The 18,573-nt window shown below is 68.9% G+C and carries 17 protein-coding genes; 5 read left to right on the forward strand and 12 right to left on the reverse strand.

Going from position 1 to position 18,573, the window contains the following annotated elements:
- Positions 1 to 76: 76 nt before the first annotated feature.
- Both leuA and ACIA77_RS08280 read left to right on the forward strand, forming a co-directional pair.
- Positions 77 to 1,864, forward strand: coding sequence for a 2-isopropylmalate synthase (gene leuA / locus ACIA77_RS08275; protein ID WP_395885108.1), 1,788 nt, complete (start codon positions 77 to 79; stop codon positions 1,862 to 1,864).
- 64 nt (positions 1,865 to 1,928) lie between these two features.
- On the forward strand, positions 1,929 to 2,900 hold the full coding sequence (locus tag ACIA77_RS08280) for a helix-turn-helix transcriptional regulator (RefSeq protein WP_395885109.1): 972 nt from the start codon (positions 1,929 to 1,931) through the stop codon (positions 2,898 to 2,900).
- On the opposite strand, the gene ACIA77_RS08285 is transcribed toward ACIA77_RS08280, so the two are convergent.
- Entirely contained in the window at positions 2,891 to 3,790 is a 900-nt protein-coding gene (locus ACIA77_RS08285) for an SDR family oxidoreductase (RefSeq protein WP_395885110.1), read from the reverse strand. The two genes, ACIA77_RS08280 and ACIA77_RS08285, sit on opposite strands and share 10 nt — an antisense overlap.
- Before the next feature lie 151 nt (positions 3,791 to 3,941).
- Here ACIA77_RS08285 and ACIA77_RS08290 point away from each other — a divergent pair, with 151 nt between their 5' ends.
- Positions 3,942 to 4,496 carry a DedA family protein gene (locus tag ACIA77_RS08290; RefSeq protein WP_395885111.1) on the forward strand — a complete coding sequence of 185 codons (555 nt, stop codon included), beginning with the start codon at positions 3,942 to 3,944 and terminating at the stop codon, positions 4,494 to 4,496.
- Here the strand turns inward: ACIA77_RS08290 and ACIA77_RS08295 are convergent.
- The gene (locus ACIA77_RS08295) at positions 4,493 to 5,404 is read right to left on the reverse strand and encodes a LysR family transcriptional regulator (RefSeq protein WP_395885112.1); all 912 of its coding nucleotides are present in this window, start codon (positions 5,402 to 5,404) and stop codon (positions 4,493 to 4,495) included. The genes ACIA77_RS08290 and ACIA77_RS08295 overlap by 4 nt on opposite strands.
- Before the next feature lie 88 nt (positions 5,405 to 5,492).
- On the opposite strand from ACIA77_RS08295, the gene ACIA77_RS08300 reads away from it, so the two are divergent.
- On the forward strand, positions 5,493 to 6,401 hold the full coding sequence (locus ACIA77_RS08300) for an EamA family transporter (protein ID WP_395885113.1): 909 nt from the start codon (positions 5,493 to 5,495) through the stop codon (positions 6,399 to 6,401).
- On the opposite strand, the gene ACIA77_RS08305 is transcribed toward ACIA77_RS08300, so the two are convergent.
- From ACIA77_RS08305 to ACIA77_RS08325, 5 genes are all read right to left on the reverse strand, one after another.
- A complete protein-coding gene (locus ACIA77_RS08305; protein ID WP_395885114.1) occupies positions 6,381 to 8,639 on the reverse strand; it encodes an N-6 DNA methylase in 2,259 nt (752 codons plus the stop codon). The genes ACIA77_RS08300 and ACIA77_RS08305 overlap by 21 nt on opposite strands.
- Before the next feature lie 11 nt (positions 8,640 to 8,650).
- Positions 8,651 to 9,292, reverse strand: a complete 642-nt coding sequence (locus tag ACIA77_RS08310) for a hypothetical protein (protein WP_395885115.1) — start codon at positions 9,290 to 9,292, stop codon at positions 8,651 to 8,653.
- Positions 9,293 to 9,763: 471 nt separating this feature from the next.
- Positions 9,764 to 10,408 (reverse strand): DedA family protein, encoded by a 645-nt coding sequence (locus tag ACIA77_RS08315; protein WP_395885116.1) that lies wholly within the window; start codon positions 10,406 to 10,408, stop codon positions 9,764 to 9,766.
- Positions 10,409 to 10,488: 80 nt separating this feature from the next.
- Positions 10,489 to 11,712 carry an RNA polymerase sigma factor gene (locus tag ACIA77_RS08320; protein WP_395885117.1) on the reverse strand — a complete coding sequence of 408 codons (1,224 nt, stop codon included), beginning with the start codon at positions 11,710 to 11,712 and terminating at the stop codon, positions 10,489 to 10,491.
- A complete protein-coding gene (locus tag ACIA77_RS08325; RefSeq protein WP_395885118.1) occupies positions 11,709 to 12,089 on the reverse strand; it encodes a YciI family protein in 381 nt (126 codons plus the stop codon). Before ACIA77_RS08325 ends, ACIA77_RS08320 begins: the two co-directional genes overlap by 4 nt.
- A gap of 104 nt (positions 12,090 to 12,193) precedes the next feature.
- Between ACIA77_RS08325 and ACIA77_RS08330 the strand changes: the two genes are divergently transcribed.
- A complete protein-coding gene (locus ACIA77_RS08330) occupies positions 12,194 to 12,616 on the forward strand; it encodes a YybH family protein (RefSeq protein ID WP_395885119.1) in 423 nt (140 codons plus the stop codon).
- A 48-nt stretch (positions 12,617 to 12,664) separates the two neighbouring features.
- Here ACIA77_RS08330 and ACIA77_RS08335 read toward each other — a convergent pair whose 3' ends face one another.
- The 5 genes from ACIA77_RS08335 to ACIA77_RS08355 form a co-directional block, all read right to left on the reverse strand.
- Complete coding sequence (locus tag ACIA77_RS08335; RefSeq protein ID WP_395885120.1) at positions 12,665 to 13,783, reverse strand: ABC transporter ATP-binding protein; 1,119 nt, start codon at positions 13,781 to 13,783, stop codon at positions 12,665 to 12,667.
- The gene (locus ACIA77_RS08340; RefSeq protein ID WP_395885121.1) at positions 13,780 to 14,775 is read right to left on the reverse strand and encodes an ABC transporter ATP-binding protein; all 996 of its coding nucleotides are present in this window, start codon (positions 14,773 to 14,775) and stop codon (positions 13,780 to 13,782) included. The genes ACIA77_RS08335 and ACIA77_RS08340 overlap by 4 nt, the downstream gene beginning before the upstream one ends.
- A 3-nt stretch (positions 14,776 to 14,778) precedes the next feature.
- Entirely contained in the window at positions 14,779 to 15,714 is a 936-nt protein-coding gene (locus ACIA77_RS08345; protein ID WP_395885122.1) for an ABC transporter permease, read from the reverse strand.
- Positions 15,711 to 16,712: an ABC transporter permease gene (locus ACIA77_RS08350; RefSeq protein ID WP_395885123.1), complete on the reverse strand. Its 1,002-nt coding sequence runs from the start codon at positions 16,710 to 16,712 to the stop codon at positions 15,711 to 15,713. The genes ACIA77_RS08345 and ACIA77_RS08350 overlap by 4 nt, the downstream gene beginning before the upstream one ends.
- 91 nt (positions 16,713 to 16,803) lie before the next feature.
- Positions 16,804 to 18,474, reverse strand: a complete 1,671-nt coding sequence (locus ACIA77_RS08355) for an ABC transporter substrate-binding protein (RefSeq protein WP_395885124.1) — start codon at positions 18,472 to 18,474, stop codon at positions 16,804 to 16,806.
- Positions 18,475 to 18,573: the final 99 nt, after the last annotated feature.

The raw sequence follows: 18,573 nt of genomic DNA on the forward strand, positions 1-18,573 counted from the left end.
GACCGGACCGGCTCCTCGTCGCGGGGCTTCGTGGTGCCGGTCTTCGCACCCACCTCGTCAGGAGACGTCTTCACCCATGAGCACAACCGACCCCCGCACGGCCTCATCCCGCGTCCGCACCCCGTCTCGTCCGGCGCCCGAGGGCCAGCCCGTGTGGAACCCCCAACGCGGCACGTCGATGCCCGTCCACCGCTACAAGCCCTGGTACCAGCTGGTCGAGAACATCGACCTGCCCGACCGCACCTGGCCCGGCAAGCGCATCGACCGCGCGCCGCTGTGGTGCGCCGTGGACCTGCGTGACGGCAACCAGGCCCTGATCGACCCGATGTCGCCGGCGCGCAAGCGCAAGTTCTTCGACCTGCTCGTCCGCATGGGCTACAAGGAGATCGAGGTCGGCTTCCCCGCCGCGTCGCAGACCGACTTCGATTTCGTGCGCGAGATCATCGAAGAGGGCGCGATCCCCGACGACGTGCACATCCAGGTGCTGACGCAGTGCCGGCCCGAGCTCATCGAGCGCACGTTCAAGGCGCTGGAGGGCGCGCCGCGCGCGATCGTGCACATCTACAACTCGACGTCGATCCTGCAGCGGCGCGTGGTGTTCCGCGAGGAGCGCGAGGGCATCAAGAAGATCGCGACGCAGGGCGCGGAGATGGTCGTCGACCTGGCCGCGAAGCAGCCCGACACGGAGTTCCGCTTCCAGTACTCGCCCGAGTCCTACACCGGCACCGAGCTGTCGTACGCGCTCGAGGTGTGCAACGCCGTCACCCAGATCTGGCAGCCGACGCCCGAGAAGCCGGTGATCCTGAACCTGCCGGCGACCGTCGAGATGGCGACCCCGAACGTCTACGCCGACTCGATCGAGTGGATGAGCCGCAACCTCGAACGCCGCGACTCGGTGATCCTGTCGCTGCACCCGCACAACGACCGCGGCACCGGCATCGCCGCCGCCGAGCTGGGCTACCAGGCCGGCGCCGACCGCATCGAGGGCTGCCTGTTCGGCAACGGCGAGCGCACCGGCAACGTCGACCTCGTCGCGCTGGGCATGAACCTGTTCAGCCAGGGCATCGACCCGCAGATCGACTTCTCCGACATCGACGAGATCAAGCGCACCGTCGAGTACTGCAACCAGCTGCCCGTGGCCGAGCGCACGCCGTGGGGCGGCGACCTGGTGTTCACCGCGTTCTCCGGCAGCCACCAGGACGCGATCAACAAGGGCCTCGACGCGCTGAAGGACGCCGCCGACAAGGCGGGCGTGCCGGTCGAGGAGTACCCGTGGGAGGTCCCGTACCTGCCGATCGACCCGAAGGACGTCGGCCGCACGTACGAGGCCGTGATCCGCGTGAACTCGCAGTCGGGCAAGGGCGGCGTCGCCTACATCATGAAGGCCGAGCACCAGCTCGACCTGCCGCGGCGCCTGCAGATCGAGTTCTCGAAGGTGGTCCAGGCCTACACCGACACCGAGGGCGGCGAGGTCGACCCGGCGACGATGTGGAACGCGTTCGCCAAGGAGTACCTGGAGCAGCGCACGCCGCTGGAGCTGGTGCGCCAGCGCGTGACCGACAACGGCGGCGGCGAGTACGACATCGAGGCCACCGTGACTGTCGAGGGCGACGAGCACGACATCACCGGCCGCGGCAACGGTCCCATCGCGGCGTTCTTCGACGCGCTGTCCACCGTCGGGTTCGACCTGCGGCTCCTGGACTACAGCGAGCACACCCTGACCCCGGGCGACGACTCGCGCGCCGCGGCGTACATCGAGTGCGCGATCTCCGACCGCGTGTACTGGGGCGTGGGCATCGACCCGTCGATCGTGACGTCTTCGCTGCGCGCGGTGGTGAGCGCGGTGAACCGGGCCCAGCGCTGAGCCGACGAGTTCCGGTGAAGGCCACCTCCCGCGCGGGAGGTGGCCTTCACGGCATTCTGGGGACATGAAGGCGGAGAGGCTGGTCGCGCTGCTGTTCACGTTGCAGCGGCGCCGCAGCGCGACCGCGGCCGAGCTCGCCGAAGAGCTGGGCGTGTCCGAGCGCACGATGCACCGCGACCTGGCGGCGTTGCGCGACGCCGGCGTTCCACTGTGGACGGAGCAGGGCCGGTACGGCGGCTTCCGGCTCATCGACGGCTGGCGGGCGGGGCTCGACGGCCTCACCGCGCGCGAAGCCGTGGCGCTGTTCGCGCTCGGGGTGCCCGACGCGCTCGCCGGGCTCGGGCTCGACACCGCCGGCAGCGCGGCGCGCGCGAAGGTGTCCGCCGGGATGCCGGCGGAGCTGCGGGAGCACGCCGCCCTCGTCGCGGGCCGGTTCCACCTCGACGCGCCGGGCTGGTGGGGTACGGCGGACGAGCCGCCGGCGTTGAGTGCGGCGGCCCGCGCGGTGTGGGCGCAGCGACGGCTCGCGATCACGTACCGGCGTCGCGACAAGGAGTTCGAGCGTGAGCTGGACCCGCTGGGGCTCGTGCTCAAGGCCGGGGTCTGGTACGTCGTGGCCCGCGTCGACGGCAGTTTCCGCACGTACCGCGTGTCCCGGATCCTGCGCGTCGCCGAGTCGGCCGAGGTCTTCGAGCGCCCCGCCGGCTTCGACCTGGCGCAGTGGTGGCGGGCGTCGTCGGCGACGTTCGAGCAGGTGGACCGGTCGTTGCGCGTGAAGGCGCGGCTGAGCCGCCTCGCCGTGCGAGAGCTGCGCCGGGTGTTCGGCGGTGAGCACTTGGCGGACACGGTGGTGGCACTGGGCGAACCCGGCGCCGACGGCTGGGCCGAGGCCGAGCTGGCGCTGGAAGGCGGCGAGATCGGCCTCGGCCAGCTCGTCGCGCTCAGCCCCGGCGTCGAAGTGCTGGACCCGCCGGAACTGCGCGCGGAGCTGGCGAAGATCGGGGCCGAGCTCGCCGCCCGCAACGGTCAGCGGTAGCCGGTGGGGTCCGCGGGCTTGCCGGCGTCGGCCACTTCCACGAGGTAGCGCCACGCGTCGGGCCGGCTGCCGTCGACGTCGTCGACCTCGTAGGCCCGCGCGAGCTGCCCGCTGCTCACCGTCTGCCCCGACCAGCGGTGCCGGTCCGGGTCCGCGGCCAGCGCGGCGATCGTGCGGCCGCAGAACGTGGGCGTCTCGGAGATCTCGAAGTGCGGCACGCGTTCGCACGCGTCGCGCCAGTTGTCCTCGGTGACGCCGTAGCTCTCCAGCATCGCCTCCGACCGCAGGTAACCCGGGGTGAACGCGACGGCCGTGCACCCGTGCGGCTCGAGTTCGGCGGCTTCACCGATGGCCAGCAGGTGCGCCGAGGCCTTCGCGACGTAGAAGGGCAACGACGTGCCCGCGCGGTACTTCGCGTTGTACTCGGCCGTGCCGTCGGTGAGTTCGACGAGCAGGCCGCCCCGCCGCCGGATCAGCAGCGGCAGCAGGTGGTGGCTGGTGATCAGGTGCGCGTCGATCGCCAGGCGGATCATGCGCAGGCCCGCCTCCAGCGAGTGCTCCCACACCGGTTTGCCCCACTCGAGGTGCCGGTCACCGCCCCAGAGGCCGTCAACGAGGACGTCGAGCCGGTCGATCCGCTCGGCCAGCGCGGCCACCTCGCCGGGCTCCAGGTGGTCGACCCGGACCGCCTCGCCCCGGCCGCCCGCCCGCTCGATGAGCGACACGGTCTCCTCGATCGTCTCCGGACGGTCCACTTCGGACCGTCCTGCCCGGCTGCTGCGCCCCGTCACGTAAACGAACGCACCCGCGCGCCCCAGCTCCACCGCGATGGCCCGGCTCGCCCCGCGCGTTCCGCCGGCGACCAGTGCGATCTTTCCCGAAAGGTTCATGTGGACCACGGTCACGCGAAACCATGACAACACCTGTCAACGTTCGGATGAGGTTCGAGGAAGGTTCGGGCATCCTGTGCCCTTCCTGTGCCTTGCTGTGAGTACCCGGTGAACGGGCCACATCCGCGCCCGCGGGACGGTTAATGGAGGAGTGGACGCAACGACGGCAGGACTCGTGGTGCTCTTCGTCGTCTCGCTGGTGCCCATGCTGCCCACCGAGGTGACGATCCTCGGCATGGGCATCGCCGCGGCGCAGGGCGGGACGTCGCTGGCCGTGGTGATCGCGGTCGCCACCGCCGGCTGCCTCCTGTCCGACCAGGTCCTCTACGCACTGGGCCGCTTCGGCGGCGCGCGCATGCTGGAGCGACTGGGCCGCCGCCGCAAGATGGCGGCCGGCCTGGCCTGGCTCGACGGCCGCCTGCAACGCCACCCGCGCCCCATCCTGGTCCTCGCGCGCTGGCTGCCGTCCGGCGGCACGGTCGGTGCCCTGCTCGCCGGTTCGTTGCGCTGGCCGATGGGCGAGTTTTTCTCCGCGTCCGCGATCGGCGGCGCGCTGTGGGTGTCGTACGTCGCCTTCCTCGGCTACGCCGGCGGCGAGCTCATCGACGAACCGCTGGTCAGCATGCTGCTGTCGTTCGTCGTCGCGACGTTGCTCGGCATCGCCATCACGTTCGGCATCCGCCGGGGCGCGCGCAGCGAGAGCTAACCCTGATCCGTCAGCACCGCGACTTCCGCCCGCAGCTCCGCGATCACCGTCGACACCGCCGGACGCGACAACGCGCCGCGCCGGCACACGACCTCGACCAGCCGCGCCGCGCGGATACCGGCGAGCGGACGGCCGACCAGACCACTGCCCCGGCGCGTGTCCATCGTGTAGCGGGGCAGCAGGGCGATGCCGTGACCGGCGGCGACGAGCCGTTCGGTGATGCGGAAGTCGTTGATGCGCTGGACGATCTGCGGCCGCACGCCCGTGCGGACGGTGAGCGAGCGCAGCACGTCGTCGACGGGGAAGCCGTGGTCGACGGAGATCCAGCGCTCGTCCGCGAGATCGGCGAGGTCCACGCGGCGGCGGCGCGCGAGGACGTGGCCCGCGGGCAGCGCGACGTCGAGCGGCTCGCGCAGCAGCGGCACGATCTCGAGCCGGTCGGACGAGAACTCCGGCGCGTGCTCGTCGCGGTGGGCCACGACCACGTCGTAGTCCGCGACGAGCGACGGCACGTCCGAAGGCGTCATGTCGACGTCGCGGACGTCCACCTCAAGGCCGTCGAACTGCGCGACGCGGGTCAGCAGGCCCGGCAGCAGCATCAGGCCCGCCGACTGGAAGATCGCGATCCGCACCCGCCCGCGCGGGGCGCTGCGGTACGTGTCCAGCTCGGATTCGGCGCGGTCGAGCGCCGCGAGCACCTCGTCGGCGCGCGTGACGAGCGCCCGGCCCGCGTCCGTGAGCCGCAGCCCGCGGCCGTCGGGTTCCGTCAGCGGCAAGCCGACTTCCGCCTGCAGCGCGCGCAGCTGCTGCGAAACGGCCGAAGGGGTGCAGTGCAGCGCCGTCGCGGCGGCCGTGACGCTGCCGCGGTCCGCGAACTCCCGCAACGTCCGGAGTCTTCCGAGGTCCACGATGTCCACCTTATGTGAAGTACGGCTACAAGGTCGGTGCAGTTTTTCTCGCTGGTCCTTCACGGTCGCCGAATGCACAGTGGAGGTCATGCCCGCCCGTGACCGTCTGCTCGCTGTGCTCGTCGCCGTCCTGTGGGGCTGCAACTTCCTCGCCATCCACGCCGCGCTGGGCCAGTTCCCGCCGATGTTCGCCGGTGCGCTGCGCTTCGGGCTGATCGCGATCCCGACGATGCTGTTCGTGCCGTGGCCGAAGGTGAAGCTGCGCTACCTCATCGGCTACGGCCTGGGCTTCGGCACGGGCCAGTTCGCGTTCCTGTTCGTGGCGATGGATCTCGGCATGCCGACGGGCCTGGCGTCGCTGGTGCTGCAGGCGTCCGCGCCGTTCACCGTGCTGCTGGGCGCGCTCTTCCTGCGCGAGCGCGTCTCCGGACGGCAGCTCGCCGGCATCCTGCTCGCGGTCGCGGGCATGACGGCGATCGCGTGGCAGCAGTCGGGCCACGCCGCGCTGCTGCCGGTGATCCTGACGCTGCTGGCCGCGCTGAGCTGGGCGTTCGGCAACCTCGCGGTGCGCCGCGCGACGCCGGACACCCCGATGCACCTCATGCTGTGGATGTCGGTGGTGCCGCCGCTGCCGATGCTCGCGCTGTCGTTCGTCTTCGAAGGCCCCGCGGCCGGCTGGACCTCACTCACGACGCTGGGCACCAGCACCGGCCTCATCGGCGTCGCCGGTATGGCCTACGTGATCATCTTCGGCACCCTCGTCGGCTCCGGCATCTGGACGACGCTCATGAAGCACCACCCCGCGGGTGTCGTCGCGCCGTTCTCGCTGCTCGTGCCGGTGGTCGGGCTCACCGCGTCGTACTTCGTGCTCGACGAGGTGCCCTCGGTGCTCGAGATCGTCGCCGCGGCCGTCGTCATCGGCGGGGTGCTGCTCGGTTCGCTGCGCCGCAAGCCCGCCGAGCTGCCGGACGAGGACCTACTGCCGGCCAGGACCTGACGTCAGCATTGAAGCCAGCAGTCCGCCCAGCTCCTTCGTCGTCGAGCTGATCTCGGCATGAGTCATCGCCGCGGACCGGAACAGGTCCAGCGTTTCGGCGACCGCGAGCTGTTCTTCGATCGAGGGAAGCCATATCGGCAGCTCCCGAAGGGTGGCGGCGGTGACGTGCTGAATGGCCGAACCCCTCGCGTGGTCGACAAGCCATCGGTAGGCCTGAGGGCTGTTGAGGTAGAAAGTCAAGTAGCCCGGAACAATCTGACCTCTTGGCCGGAAGCACACACAACCTGGTCCGAGCAGCCATCCGGACTGATCATTAGTGATCAACCCGTACCGCCCGAGGGTTCCGACGCGAGCACTGACGATGTCACCTGCCTGCAGGCGATACCTGGCCAGCCCGGCAGCGATGTCCCGAGAGACGATGTCGAGGTCCTGATGCCCGACACGGTCGTCCCTGATGTTGCGCGGCAGCACCAACGGTGTCCCGATTTGATTCTGGCCACTCCGTTCGATGCTTCCGGGCCCCGGAAGAACTTGACACACGTCTGAGAGCGCGACGATGCACCCTCCAGCGCTCGGTTGGTGCTCGGCAATCGCCGCCCATTGCCGAGCGAGTGCGCCACGTGCTTGGTCAGCCTGCCTGTCGAGGTCTGCGAGCTCGTCTCGCAGTTGAGCTAGTCGGGCCGCATCTCTCGCGGCGTCGGCGGCAGCAGCCGCTCGAACGTATCGCGACGGTTGGAGAATCGAGCCGTCCCTCACGATGTCCTGGTAAGCGACAGCTCGTGAGAACCCCACTGAGTCGCCGAACTCGCCAGAAGCCCGGGAGCTCAGCCACCGGTGGTACTCGGCGGCTATCCGGCCGGTCTCGTCGGTACTCAGCTGGCGCCTACTGCGATCGACCATCGCACCCAGGTCGAGAGCGTCGATGAACAGAACCTCACCGGCAGGTGGCTCAGCGCCCCTTCGACGCAGGATCCAGATCGTGGTCCGAATTCCAGTGAAACGAAACAGCTGAGCGGGCAATCCGATCACACACTCGACGACACCGGCATTCACCATCTCCGCACGAATGGCCTGTGCACGCTTCTCCTCGCTGAAGCCTGCACCGTCGGGCATGATCACAGCCGCTCGACCGCCGGGGGCCAGCTTGGATACCGCGTGCTGCAACCAGGCGAAGTTCGCGCTGCGTTCCGGTGGTTCGCCGAACCGCCAGGTCTTGCCCGGCGGGAGGTGCACGTGAACGTTGAACGGAGGATTCGCAACTACGCAGTCGAACGTCCGGTCGGGAAAGGCATCGTCCTCGAAAACGTTGCGCGCCAGGCGGATTTCAGCGTTTACGCGGTGCAACGTCAGGTTCATTTTGGCCGTCAGCCATGACGACTCATGGGCCGTCTGGCCGAAGACCGTCCAACCCGACGGCGATTCCCCTCGACGATGCACGTACGCAGCAGCAGCAACCAGCAGCTCGCCGGATCCGGTGAACGGGTCGTATATGTGGTCCGTCACGTTCGGGTTCAGCAGTTCGATCAGGCAACGAGCGACGTCGACCGGAGTGAAGAATCCCCCGCTTCGTCCCAGAGCACGCTCGGTGTTGTCCAGGAGACTGTCACCCAGCAGCGGCGCGCCGGATTCGATGCCGCCTTCCCCGAAATCGATCCGGTCGAGGAGCCGAGCGGCCTCAAGCAGCTGTGAGTCGTCAGTGCGCGCAACCAGATCGAACAGCGGTACGTCCGTCCCATCGTCGCGGGGGACAGTGAGTTTGGTGATCCGCTGCCGGGCTTCGGCCCAATCCGATGCGGCCATCAGTTCGGCCCACACGGCAGGCAAGCTAACCCGCAGGTAAAGCAGTCTGAACACGTAGTCGCGTGCGATACCGACATCCTGCGTGTCACGCAAACGGCTGACGGCATCCCAGAGCTGCCGCGCCCAAGGACTTTCCTGGTGGACGGGGGGAGCCGGCACGTCAACCGCGACGTGTGGGATCGCGAAGTCGACTATCGCCACGAAGCGCTCGCCGTAACTCGCGCCGGCCGACTCGGCGGGCCTGAGCCTGTTCCGGGGGATCTTCCGTCTCTGCAGCCACGCCGCGATTTCCCCAGCGTCGAACCGCTCGTGGCCATCAACGACCACCGGGCGCGGGAAGTCGTCATGCCGGGACCGCCAGTTGCTGACCGCGCTCAGCCTTACTTCCACTGCACTCGCGATGTCCGACAGCGACACATGAGGGTCTCGGTCCGTCACGATCCCGCTCCTCAACTCAGCGCCGGCCGGCGTCCGGGACGCTGCTTGAGCACCGCGTCGGCCCGGTCGTATGCCGTCAACTGGCTGACCATGTCGGACGACAGGTAGCCGAGTAAGCGGAGGATCGTCGCGTGGTCAGCCTCCAGGTGTCGATGGTGGATCGGCTCATGGTGCATGATCCGGTTACGGAACAGCAGAACAGTGTGCAGGTCGTTGTGCAGGTCCCGGCGCTTGCCGCGAAAGAACGGGAATGCCTTGTGCAGGAAGGGCTCCCAGAGACCTCGGGCATGGGCGCCACTGACCAGTGACACCCAAAACCCGAAGGTCAGTTCGGCTACGATGTCGTCGGCGGTGATTTGCCGGGGCCGGAATTTGAGCTTGTCCAAAGCCGCGCCCACCTTCTGGAGCCCGTGCTTGCTCAACGGTGCCACCGTCCACCAGTCGGGTCGTCCGTAGGCGATGGTCAGCCGAGAGTGAAGGCTGTTGCGCAACGCCAGCTCGAGACAATGCAGCGAGGTGTAGAACGCACCGGAGACATCGACGTTCCACCAGTACAGCCGGATCGCCTCGATTAGGTCACCGGTCCTGGCCTGATAAGGGGCGAACCGTGGCGCAGACAACGTGTCACGGATCCAAGCGGGCTCGGTACTCATCTCTGTGTCTCCGTCTGCTGATGGGCAGCACAAAGATGTGCTACATTGCGTGGGTACGCCCCGGGTCGCCCCTGCTTCGGCACGCCGCCCGGGGCATCGCTTTTTCTTCGCCAAGCGCCGGCAACATGCGCAAAGCCTTCCGCACCGCTCTGCCGTCAGCTTAAGGGCAAGCCTGACCCCACGCAAGTACTTCAGGTACTCAAATTTTGTGAACTAGCCGCGCGAGGGCCGGCTTGAGCCACCGCTCCGTGCTCAACTCCAGAAAATACCCAGTTCAGAGCGATGTGTCATCCCGACAGAGGGCGTAGCTCACCAGTGCGGCTATAACCGACGTTCACAAAATGTGAACAACCCGCAGAGACGACGTCATCGATTGGGCAGCCGCTGATCGGTTCTGGCTCCAGGCGACACACCGACGCGAAGGTGCTGCCGGACGAGGACATGCTGCCCGCCGGCGCCTAGCTGTAGCGCTCAGGCGACGGCGTCGTCCTTCTGCTCCACCGCGTGGGTTTCGTGGTTGCGGGCCATCCGCTTCTTCAGCACCAGCGTGACGACCACGCCGATCACCAGCGCGGCGCCGAGGCCCGCCCACTGGAAGCCCTTGAGCCACTTGTCCGCGACGACGCCCAGGTAGTAGATGAGCGCGGTCGTGCCGCCGGCCCAGACGATGCCGCCGAGGGCGTTGGCCAGCAGGAAGCGCGGGTAGTGCATGTTGAGCGAGCCCGCGAGCGGGCCGGCCAGGATGCGCAGCACGGCGACGAACCGGCCGAAGAACACGGCCCACATGCCGCGTTTGTGGAACATCCGCTCGGCGTTCGCGATGTGCTGGGGGCCGAAGTGCTTGGGGAACTTCCGGCCGGCCCAATCGAAGAGCCGTTTGCCGCCCTTGCGGCCGATGAGGTAGCCGATGCTGTCGCCGATGATGGCGCCCGCGCTGGCCAGGATGCCGATCCACAGCGGGTTGAGACCGTCGTGCGACGAGGCGAGCAGGGCCGCGCTGACGAGCACGATCTCGCCCGGCAGCGGAATGCCGAGGCTTTCGACCATCACGACGAGCCCCACGAGGAGGTAGACCGACAGCGGAGGGATCGCCTCCAGCACGTGGTCGATGTTCACTACCCCTACCCCCTGCAGCTTGCCGGATTCGTACGCCTTCCTCGCAGCGTACCGGGGCCGTCGTGCACCGGCGTCAGCCTTCAGTCGGGGGTGGGGCCCGACTTGAGTCGGGGTTTCCCGGACATATCACGCAAAGCACGCGACTCGAGGTGGCGGCGCTCGGGCAGGCTCAACGTCCGGCGCGCGGCCGCGGCGTAGTGCTCGCGGGCGCCCTCGGCGTCGCCGGACAGCTCGAGCAGGTGCGCGCGGACGACGTCCACGCGGTAGTGGTCCGGCTGCTCCGCCGAGTCGAGTTCGGCGAGCGCGACGGCCGGGCCCTCGACCATCGCCAGCGCGACGAGCCGATTGAGCGTGACCATCGGGCCGGGCGCGACCTGGCCCAGCAGGTCGTAGAGCAGCAGGATCTGCGGCCAGTCCGTGTCCTCGGCGGCCGGCGCCTCGTCGTGGACGGCGGCGATCGCGGCCTGCAACTGGTACGGGCCGACGGGCGCGGTCGCGAGCGCGTGGGTGATGAGTGCGGTGCCCTCGGCGACGGCGGCCGCGTCCCACCGCGTCCGGTCCTGCTCCGCGAGCGGGACCATCGTGCCGTCCGGACCGAGCCGGGCGGCCCGTCGCGCGCCGGTGAGCAGCATGAGGGCCAGCAGACCCGTGACCTCGCCGTCTTCGGGCAGCTCGGCGTGCAGCTGCCGCGTGAGCCGGATCGCCTCGGCCGTGAGCTCCACGCGGTCGACGGCGGTGCCCGCGCTCGCCGTGTGGCCCTCGGTGAAGATCAGGTACAGCACCTGCAGCACGGCCGCGACGCGAGCGGGCCGCTCGTCCGCCGGCGGCAGGCTGAACGACGTGCCCTTCACCTTCTGCTTCGCGCGGCTGATGCGCTGGCCGATCGTCGCCTCCGGCACGAGGAACTCCCGCGCGATCTCGGCCGTCGTCAGGCCACCGACGGCCCGCAGCGTCAACGCGACCTGCGAAGGCCGCGTCAGCGCCGGGTGGCAGCACAGCAGCAGCAACGTGAGCGTGTCGTCCACGGCCGGCGCCGGGTCCGGAACGGAGGGTGCCAGCGCGGCCACCGTTTCCTCACGCCGCTGCCGTGCGGTTTCACTCCGGAACAGCTCGATCCGCCGACGCGAGGCCGTGGTGATGAGCCACGCCTTGGGTTTGTCCGGCACGCCGTCGCGGGGCCACTGCAGCGCGGCCGCGAGCAGGGCCTCCTGCACGGCGTCCTCACACGTGTCGAACCCGCCGTAGCGGCGTACGAGCGCGGTGAGGACCTGCGGCGCCAGCTCGCGCAGGAGGCCCTCGATCACAGCTCGAAGTCCACGTCGCCGGTCAAGCCCATCACGGGCCGGACCTCGATCGTCGCGTACGGCGCTTCCGGGATGCGCGCCGCGATCGCGAGCGCGCGTTCCTCCGTCTCGCACTCCAGCAGGTAGAACCCCGCCAGTTGCTCCTTGATCTCCGCGAACGGCCCGTCGGTGGTGCTGACCTGCTCGTCGCGCACGATGACCTGCTTCGTGAGCTCGGGCGCGGCCAGCCGCTCGGACACGATGCGTTCGCCGGAGCTGTCGAGCTCTTCGTTGAACTCGACGTACGCGCGCAGGCCCGCGGCCTTCTGCTCGTCGCTCATGCTCGCCCACACCGAGCGCGACGCCGGGTTGCCGTAGATCAGGACCAGGTACTTCATCGGGTGCCTCCTCGAAATCGTCTTCACCCCGGATGTCGAAGCCGCCGGCCGGGCTTCGACGTCCCCAGTGAACGCAACCACGGCGAACACAAGGAGAGCACAAAATGTCCGAAACCGAGATCCGCGACCTGCTGGCCGAACGCACGTCCGCGATGCACGCCAAGGACCCCGAGCGGCTGGTGGCGGGCTACGCCGAGGGCGCCGTGAAGTTCGACCTCGCCCCGCCGCTGCGCACCACCGGCGCGTCGGCGGAGTTCCTGACGAAGTGGTTCGGCGGGTTCACCAGCCCCGTGACCTACGAGTACCGCGACCCGGAGGTGACGGTGTCCGGCGACCTGGCCTTCGTCACCAGCCTCACCAAGATGTCGGCCGTGCCCGCCGGGATGAGCGAGCCGTTCACGTTGTGGTTCCGCTCGACGCTGTGCCTGCGCCGCGCCGGCGATGCGTGGCGGATCGTGCACGAGCACAACTCCACACCGTTCCACATGGACGGCGGCTTCCGCGCCGCGATCGACCTGCAGCCCTGAAAAAGCGATCGGCGGCGAGTCCGAAGTGGACTCGCCGCCGATCGGGGGTTACAGGATCTCCGTCACCGAGCCGACGTCCGGGGCACCCGCGTCGGCGCTCAGCGTGAGCTCCACGAGCTCGGGCTCCACGTCGTGCGGCTGGATGCGGCCGTCGCGGATGTCCTCGGCGTAGTGGCAGGCCACGCGGTGCCCGGCGCCGATCTCCCGCAGCTCCGGGCGATCGGTGTCGCACAGGCTCGCCTGCCGCCACGGGCAGCGCGTGTGGAACCGGCAGCCCGTCGGCGGGTTGGCCGGCGAGGGCAGGTCGCCCGCCAGCAGGATCTGCTCGCGGGTGTCCTCCACGACCGGGTCCGGGACCGGGATCGCCGAGAGCAGCGCCCGCGTGTACGGGTGCAGCGGGTTCTCGTACAGCTCGGCCGACGTCGTCTCCTCGACCAGCGCGCCCAGGTACATCACGCCGATGCGGTCGGAGATGTGCCGGACGACGGCGAGGTCGTGGGCGATCACCACGTACGTGAGGCCCAGCTCGTTCTGCAGGTCCTCCAGCAGGTTCACGACCTGCGCCTGCACCGACACGTCGAGCGCCGACACCGGCTCGTCGGCCACGATCAGGTCCGGCTCCACGGCCAGCGCCCGCGCGATGCCGATGCGCTGGCGCTGCCCGCCCGAGAACTCGTGCGGGTACTTGCGCAGCGCCGTCTCCGGCAGGCCGACGGCACCCAGCAGCTCACGCAGCCGCTGGCCGGTGGCCGCCTTGTCCTGGTCGAGGCCGTGCGCGCGCATGCCTTCGAGCAGGATCGACTCCACCGACTGGCGCGGGTCCAGGCTCGACATCGGGTCCTGGAAGATCATCTGCATCCGGCGGCGGGCCTTGCGCAGCTTCTCGCCCTTGAGGTGGGCCACGTCGGTGCCGTCGAACACGACCTTGCCCGCCGTCGGCTGGTTGAGTCGCAGGATCGCGCGGCCCAGCGTCGACTTGCCGCAGCCCGATTCGCCGACCAGGCCGTAGGTCTCGCCGCGGCGGATCGACAGGTCGACCCCGTCGACGGCGTACACGTGCCCGATGGTGCGGTCGACGACGATGCCGCGCTTGATCGGGAAGTGCACCTTGAGGCCGGTGACCTCGAGCAGCACGTCGGGGGTGTCCTCGGTGGTCACCTCGGTCATCGCGTCCCTCCTGCGGCGGCCACGGCGGGCTGCACCGGGTTGTGGCAGCGCAGCAGCCCGGTCCGATCGGGAACCAGCTGCGGCGCGCGCTCCAGGCAGACCTGCAGCGCGTTCGGGCAGCGGGGCGCGAACGCGCACCCGCCCTCCCACGGGATGTTGTCGGCCACGGAGCCGCGGATCGGCACGAGCTTCTCGCCCCGGCCCTCGTCGAGGCGCGGGATCGAGGCCAGCAGCCCGTGGGTGTACGGGTGCCGGGGCTCGGCGAACAGCGCGTGCCGTTCGTTGCGCTCCACGATCTTGCCGCCGTAGAGCACGTTGACCTCGTCGCACAGGCCGGCGACGACCCCGAGGTCGTGGGTGATCATGATCAGCGCGGTGCCCGTGTCCTGCACGAGTTCCCGCAGCAGCGCGAGGATCTGCGCCTGGATGGTCACGTCGAGCGCGGTGGTCGGCTCGTCGGCGATGAGCAGCCGCGGCCGGCACGCGAGCGCGATCGCGATCAGCGCGCGCTGGCGCATCCCGCCCGAAAGCTGGTGCGGGTACTCGGAAAGCCGCCGGTTCGGGTCGGGGATGCCGACCTTGTCGAGCAGGTCCACGGCCTCGAGCCGGGCCTTGTTGCGCGAAAGCCCGCGGTGGCGTTCGAGCACCTCGGTGATCTGCAGGCCGATCGAGATCACGGGGTTGAGCGAGGACAGCGGGTCCTGGAACACCATGCCCAGGTCGCGCCCGCGCCGGTCGCGCATCTCGCGGTCGGAGATCTTCAGCAGGTCGGTGCCCTCGAACGACACCGAGCCGCTGACCTTGTTGCCGCGCTTGGCGAGCAGCCGCATGATCGCCAGCGACGTCACGGACTTGCCGCAGCCGGATTCGCCGACGAGCCCGACCGTCTGGCCCGGTTCGACGTCGAAGCTGACGCCGTCGACCGCGGTGAACGGCTGCTCACCGCGGCGCTGGAACACGACCGAGAGGTCGCGGACTTCGAGGAGTGCCATGGTTTACCGCCGGTTCTTCGGGTCGAGGGCTTCGCGCAGGGACTCGCCGAGCAGCGTGAACCCGAGTGCCACCACGATGATCGCGATGGCCGGGTAGTACGCGAGCTCCGGGCGGATGTCGAGGAACTGGCGCGAGGCGTTGCCCAGCATCAGCCCCCACTCCGCCCGCGTCGGGTCCGGATCACCCAGGCCGAGGAACGACAGCGCGGCGGCTTCCAGGATCGCGGTGGCCAGCGTCAGCGTGGCCTGCACGATCACGGGGCCGACCGAGTTCGGCAGCATGTGGCGGAACACGATCGTCGTGCGCCTGACGCCCAGGGACGTCGCGGCCAGCACGTGGTCCGCTTCCCGTTGCGCCAGCATGGATCCGCGCAGCAGCCGGGCGAAGATCGGCACCCCGATGATCGACACGGCGAGGATCACCGTCCACTGGCTCGGCTTCGCGAACAGGGCCGCGATGGAGATCGCCAGCAGCAGCGAGGGGAACGACAGCAGCACGTCGACCAGTCGCATGAGGACGGTGTCGACCCAGCCGCCGAACGCACCGGCGAGACCGCCGATGAGCACCCCGATCAGCACACCGATCACGGTCGCGAGCACACCGACGATCAGCGTCTGCTGCGCTCCGACGATGAGCCGCGACAGGAAGTCGCGGCCGAAGTCGTCGACACCCAGCGGGAACCCGGGCTGCGGGCCCGGGATGATGCCGCGGCCGAGCTCGACCTGGTCCTGCAGGTAACGCACCTGCGGGTCCTTCGGCGCGAGCAGCGGCGCGAAGATCGCCAGCAGCAGGAACAGCAGCGTGATCACGCCACCGGTGATCGCGACCGGGCTGCGCAGCATGCGCCGCAGCGCTTCAGCGCCGAGGCTCCGGCCGCTCGCCGACGACTTCGCGAGCTTGTCGATCGGCTCTTTCTTCTTGGCAAGCAAAGTGTTCATCGCACACGCACCCTCGGGTCGATGATCCCGTACGAGATGTCGACCAGCATGTTCACCAGCACGTACACCAGAGCCCCGAACAGCAGCAGCGCCTGCAGCCGGGGGTAGTCACGCCGTTCGATGCCTTCGGCCAGCAGGAACCCGAGGCCGCGGAAGTTGAAGACCCGCTCGGTCAGCACCGCGCCGCCGAGCAGCGCGCCCGTCTGCAGGCCGATGGTCGTGACCACCGGGAGCAACGCGTTGCGCAGCACGTGCCGCCGCCGGATCACCGGCTGCGTGAGGCCCTTGGAGTTGGCCGTGCGGAGGAAGTCTTCGTTGAACACCTCGAGCACCGAGGCACGCGTGATGCGCGTGATCACCGCGAGCGGGATGGTCGCCAGCGCGAACGCCGGCAGGATCAGGTGCTTGATCGCGTCCCAGACGGCGTCCCACTCGCTCGTCATGATGCCGTCGAGGATGGCGAAGTTGGTGATGCTGGTGGCGTCGATGCCGGGCGCCTGGCGGCCCTGCGACGGCAGCCCGAGCGGGGCGGCGAGCAGGTCCTGCATCATGTAGCCGAGGAAGAACACCGGCACGGCGACGCCGATCAGCGTCAGCACGATGATGATGTTGTCCGGGATGCCGCCGCGGAAGCGGGCGGCGAGGTAGCCGAAGGGCACGCCGAGGACGACCGCGATGATCATCGCCGACAGGCCGAGTTCGATGGTGGCCGGCAGGAACGTGCCGATCTCCGACATCACCGGCTGCGCGGAGACGAGCGAGTTGCCGAAGTCCCCGGTCGCGGCGCGGCCGAGGAACTTGAAGTACTGCAAGATGATCGGCTGGTCCAGCCCGAGCACGTGGTTGAGGCTGGCGATCTTCTCCGGGGTCGCCTTGTCACCCAGCAGCGCGGCGGCCGGGCCACCGGGCAGCGAGCGCAACCACGCGAAGACCAGGATGGACAGGATGAGAAGCGTCGGAATCGCTTGTAGCACCCGACGCACGAGGAAACGGAGCACTTGTAGTCCTTTGTGTACAGCCCGGGAACGTGGGCAAAGGGGGCAGGCGCGGTAGCACCTGCCCCCCAGCCCGGCTGCTCAGAAGTCCACGTCAGCCGATCGTGACGTTGTTGAAGCGTTCGTCGGTGAGCGGGCTGGCCACCACACCCTTGATCTTCGGACCGACCACGATCGCCGGCGTCGGGTAGGCGATCGGGATGGCGGGCAGGTAGTCCATGATCATCTTGTTCACGTTCTGGTACGCCTTGGCGTGCGCGTCACCGGCCGGCGAACCGTCCGCCTGCGCGAGAGCGTTGAACAGGTCGGGGTTGTTGAAGCCGAACTCCTTCTTCTCCCGGCCGAAGAACGTGCCGACGAAGTTGCCGGCGTCGTTGTAGTCACCGGTCCAGCCCAGCAGGTGCAGGTCCTGCTTGCCGAACTTCTGCACGTCGTCCTTGTAGCCACCGTTCCACGGCTCGGCGACCGGCTGGATGGTGATGCCGATGTTCTTCAGGTCCTCGGAGATCGAGGTGAACGTGTCGGCCGGGTTCGGCATGTAGGGCCGGGTGACCTCGGTCGGGTAGTAGAACTTCAGCGTCAGACCCGTGGCGCCGGCCTGCTGCAGGAGCTGCTTGGCCTTGTTCGGGTCGTACGGGTACTTGGTGACGTCGTCGGTGTAGCCCGAGATGGCCTTCGGCACGAACTCGGTGGCGACCTCGGAACCCTCGGCCAGCTTCGACTTCACGAACTGCTCGCGGTTGATGCCGTAGGCCAGCGCCTGGCGCACGCGCGGGTCCTTGAGCTTCGGGTTGCCGGACTGGTTGATGCCCAGGTACAGCACGTTGAACGACGGGCGGATGAGGACCTGCTCACCCTCGTTGCGCAGCAGCCCGTAGTCGGCCGGGGCCGGGAAGTCGTAACCCTGGATGTCGCCGGCCTTCAGGGCCTGCTTGCGGGCGTTCTCGTCGGGGATGACCTTGAAGACGAGCTTGTCGAGCTTCGCCGGCGCGTAGCTGGTGTCGTTGCGCACCAGCGTGATCTCGCCCTTGCCCTGGTCCCAGCTGGAGAACTTGAACGGGCCGGTGCCGGTCACGTGCTTGTACGCGTAGTCGCTGTAGGTGAAGGAATCACCGGACTGCGTGACCTTGTCCGCGTCGTACTGCTTCAGCGCGGTCGGGCTCTGGATCGCGAACGACGGCAGCGTGAACGCGGCGGGGAACGCACCCTTGGCCTTGTTCAGGTTGATGACCGCGGTCGACGGGTCCTTCGCCTCGCAGCTCTTGTAGACGGGGTCGCCGCCCGCATCGCCCTCGTTGTGCGCGAAGCCCTCGAAGACGTCGCCGTAGTAGATCATCTGGCTCTGGGCCGCGGCGCCCTTCATGTTGTACCAGCGGTCGAAGTTGAAGCAGACCGCGCTGGCGTCGAAGGCCGTGCCGTCGCTGAACTTCACGCCCTGCTTGAGGGTGAAGGTCCAGGTCTTGCCGTCGTTGCTCGGCTCCCACTTCGTGGCGAGCGACGGTTCGAGCTCGGCGGTGCCGGCCTTGTTCTGGATCAGCGTGTCGAGCATCTGCCGGGTGATCCGGAACGTTTCGCCGTCGTCGTTGAAGGCGGGGTCGAACATCTTCGGGTTGCCGGTGTCGCCGAAGACCATCGTGCCGCCGGTGCCACCGCCTCCGGCCTCGTCGCGCTTCGACTCCGCGCACGCGGTGAGCGAGACCGCGAGCACACCGGCGAACCCGATCAGGGCCGCTCGACGTGTTCGGGTCAGGCGCAATTGCTGCATCTGGCACCCCTTGGGAGATGTTCTGGTCTAAACCGTCCGGTCGGTCAGGAACAACTCGGACGATCGGTGTGCTCGCCGACACTAGCGGGAACTCGGCCC

This window comes from Amycolatopsis sp. NPDC051903, from assembly GCF_044452505.1.
Taxonomy (GTDB): domain Bacteria; phylum Actinomycetota; class Actinomycetes; order Mycobacteriales; family Pseudonocardiaceae; genus Amycolatopsis.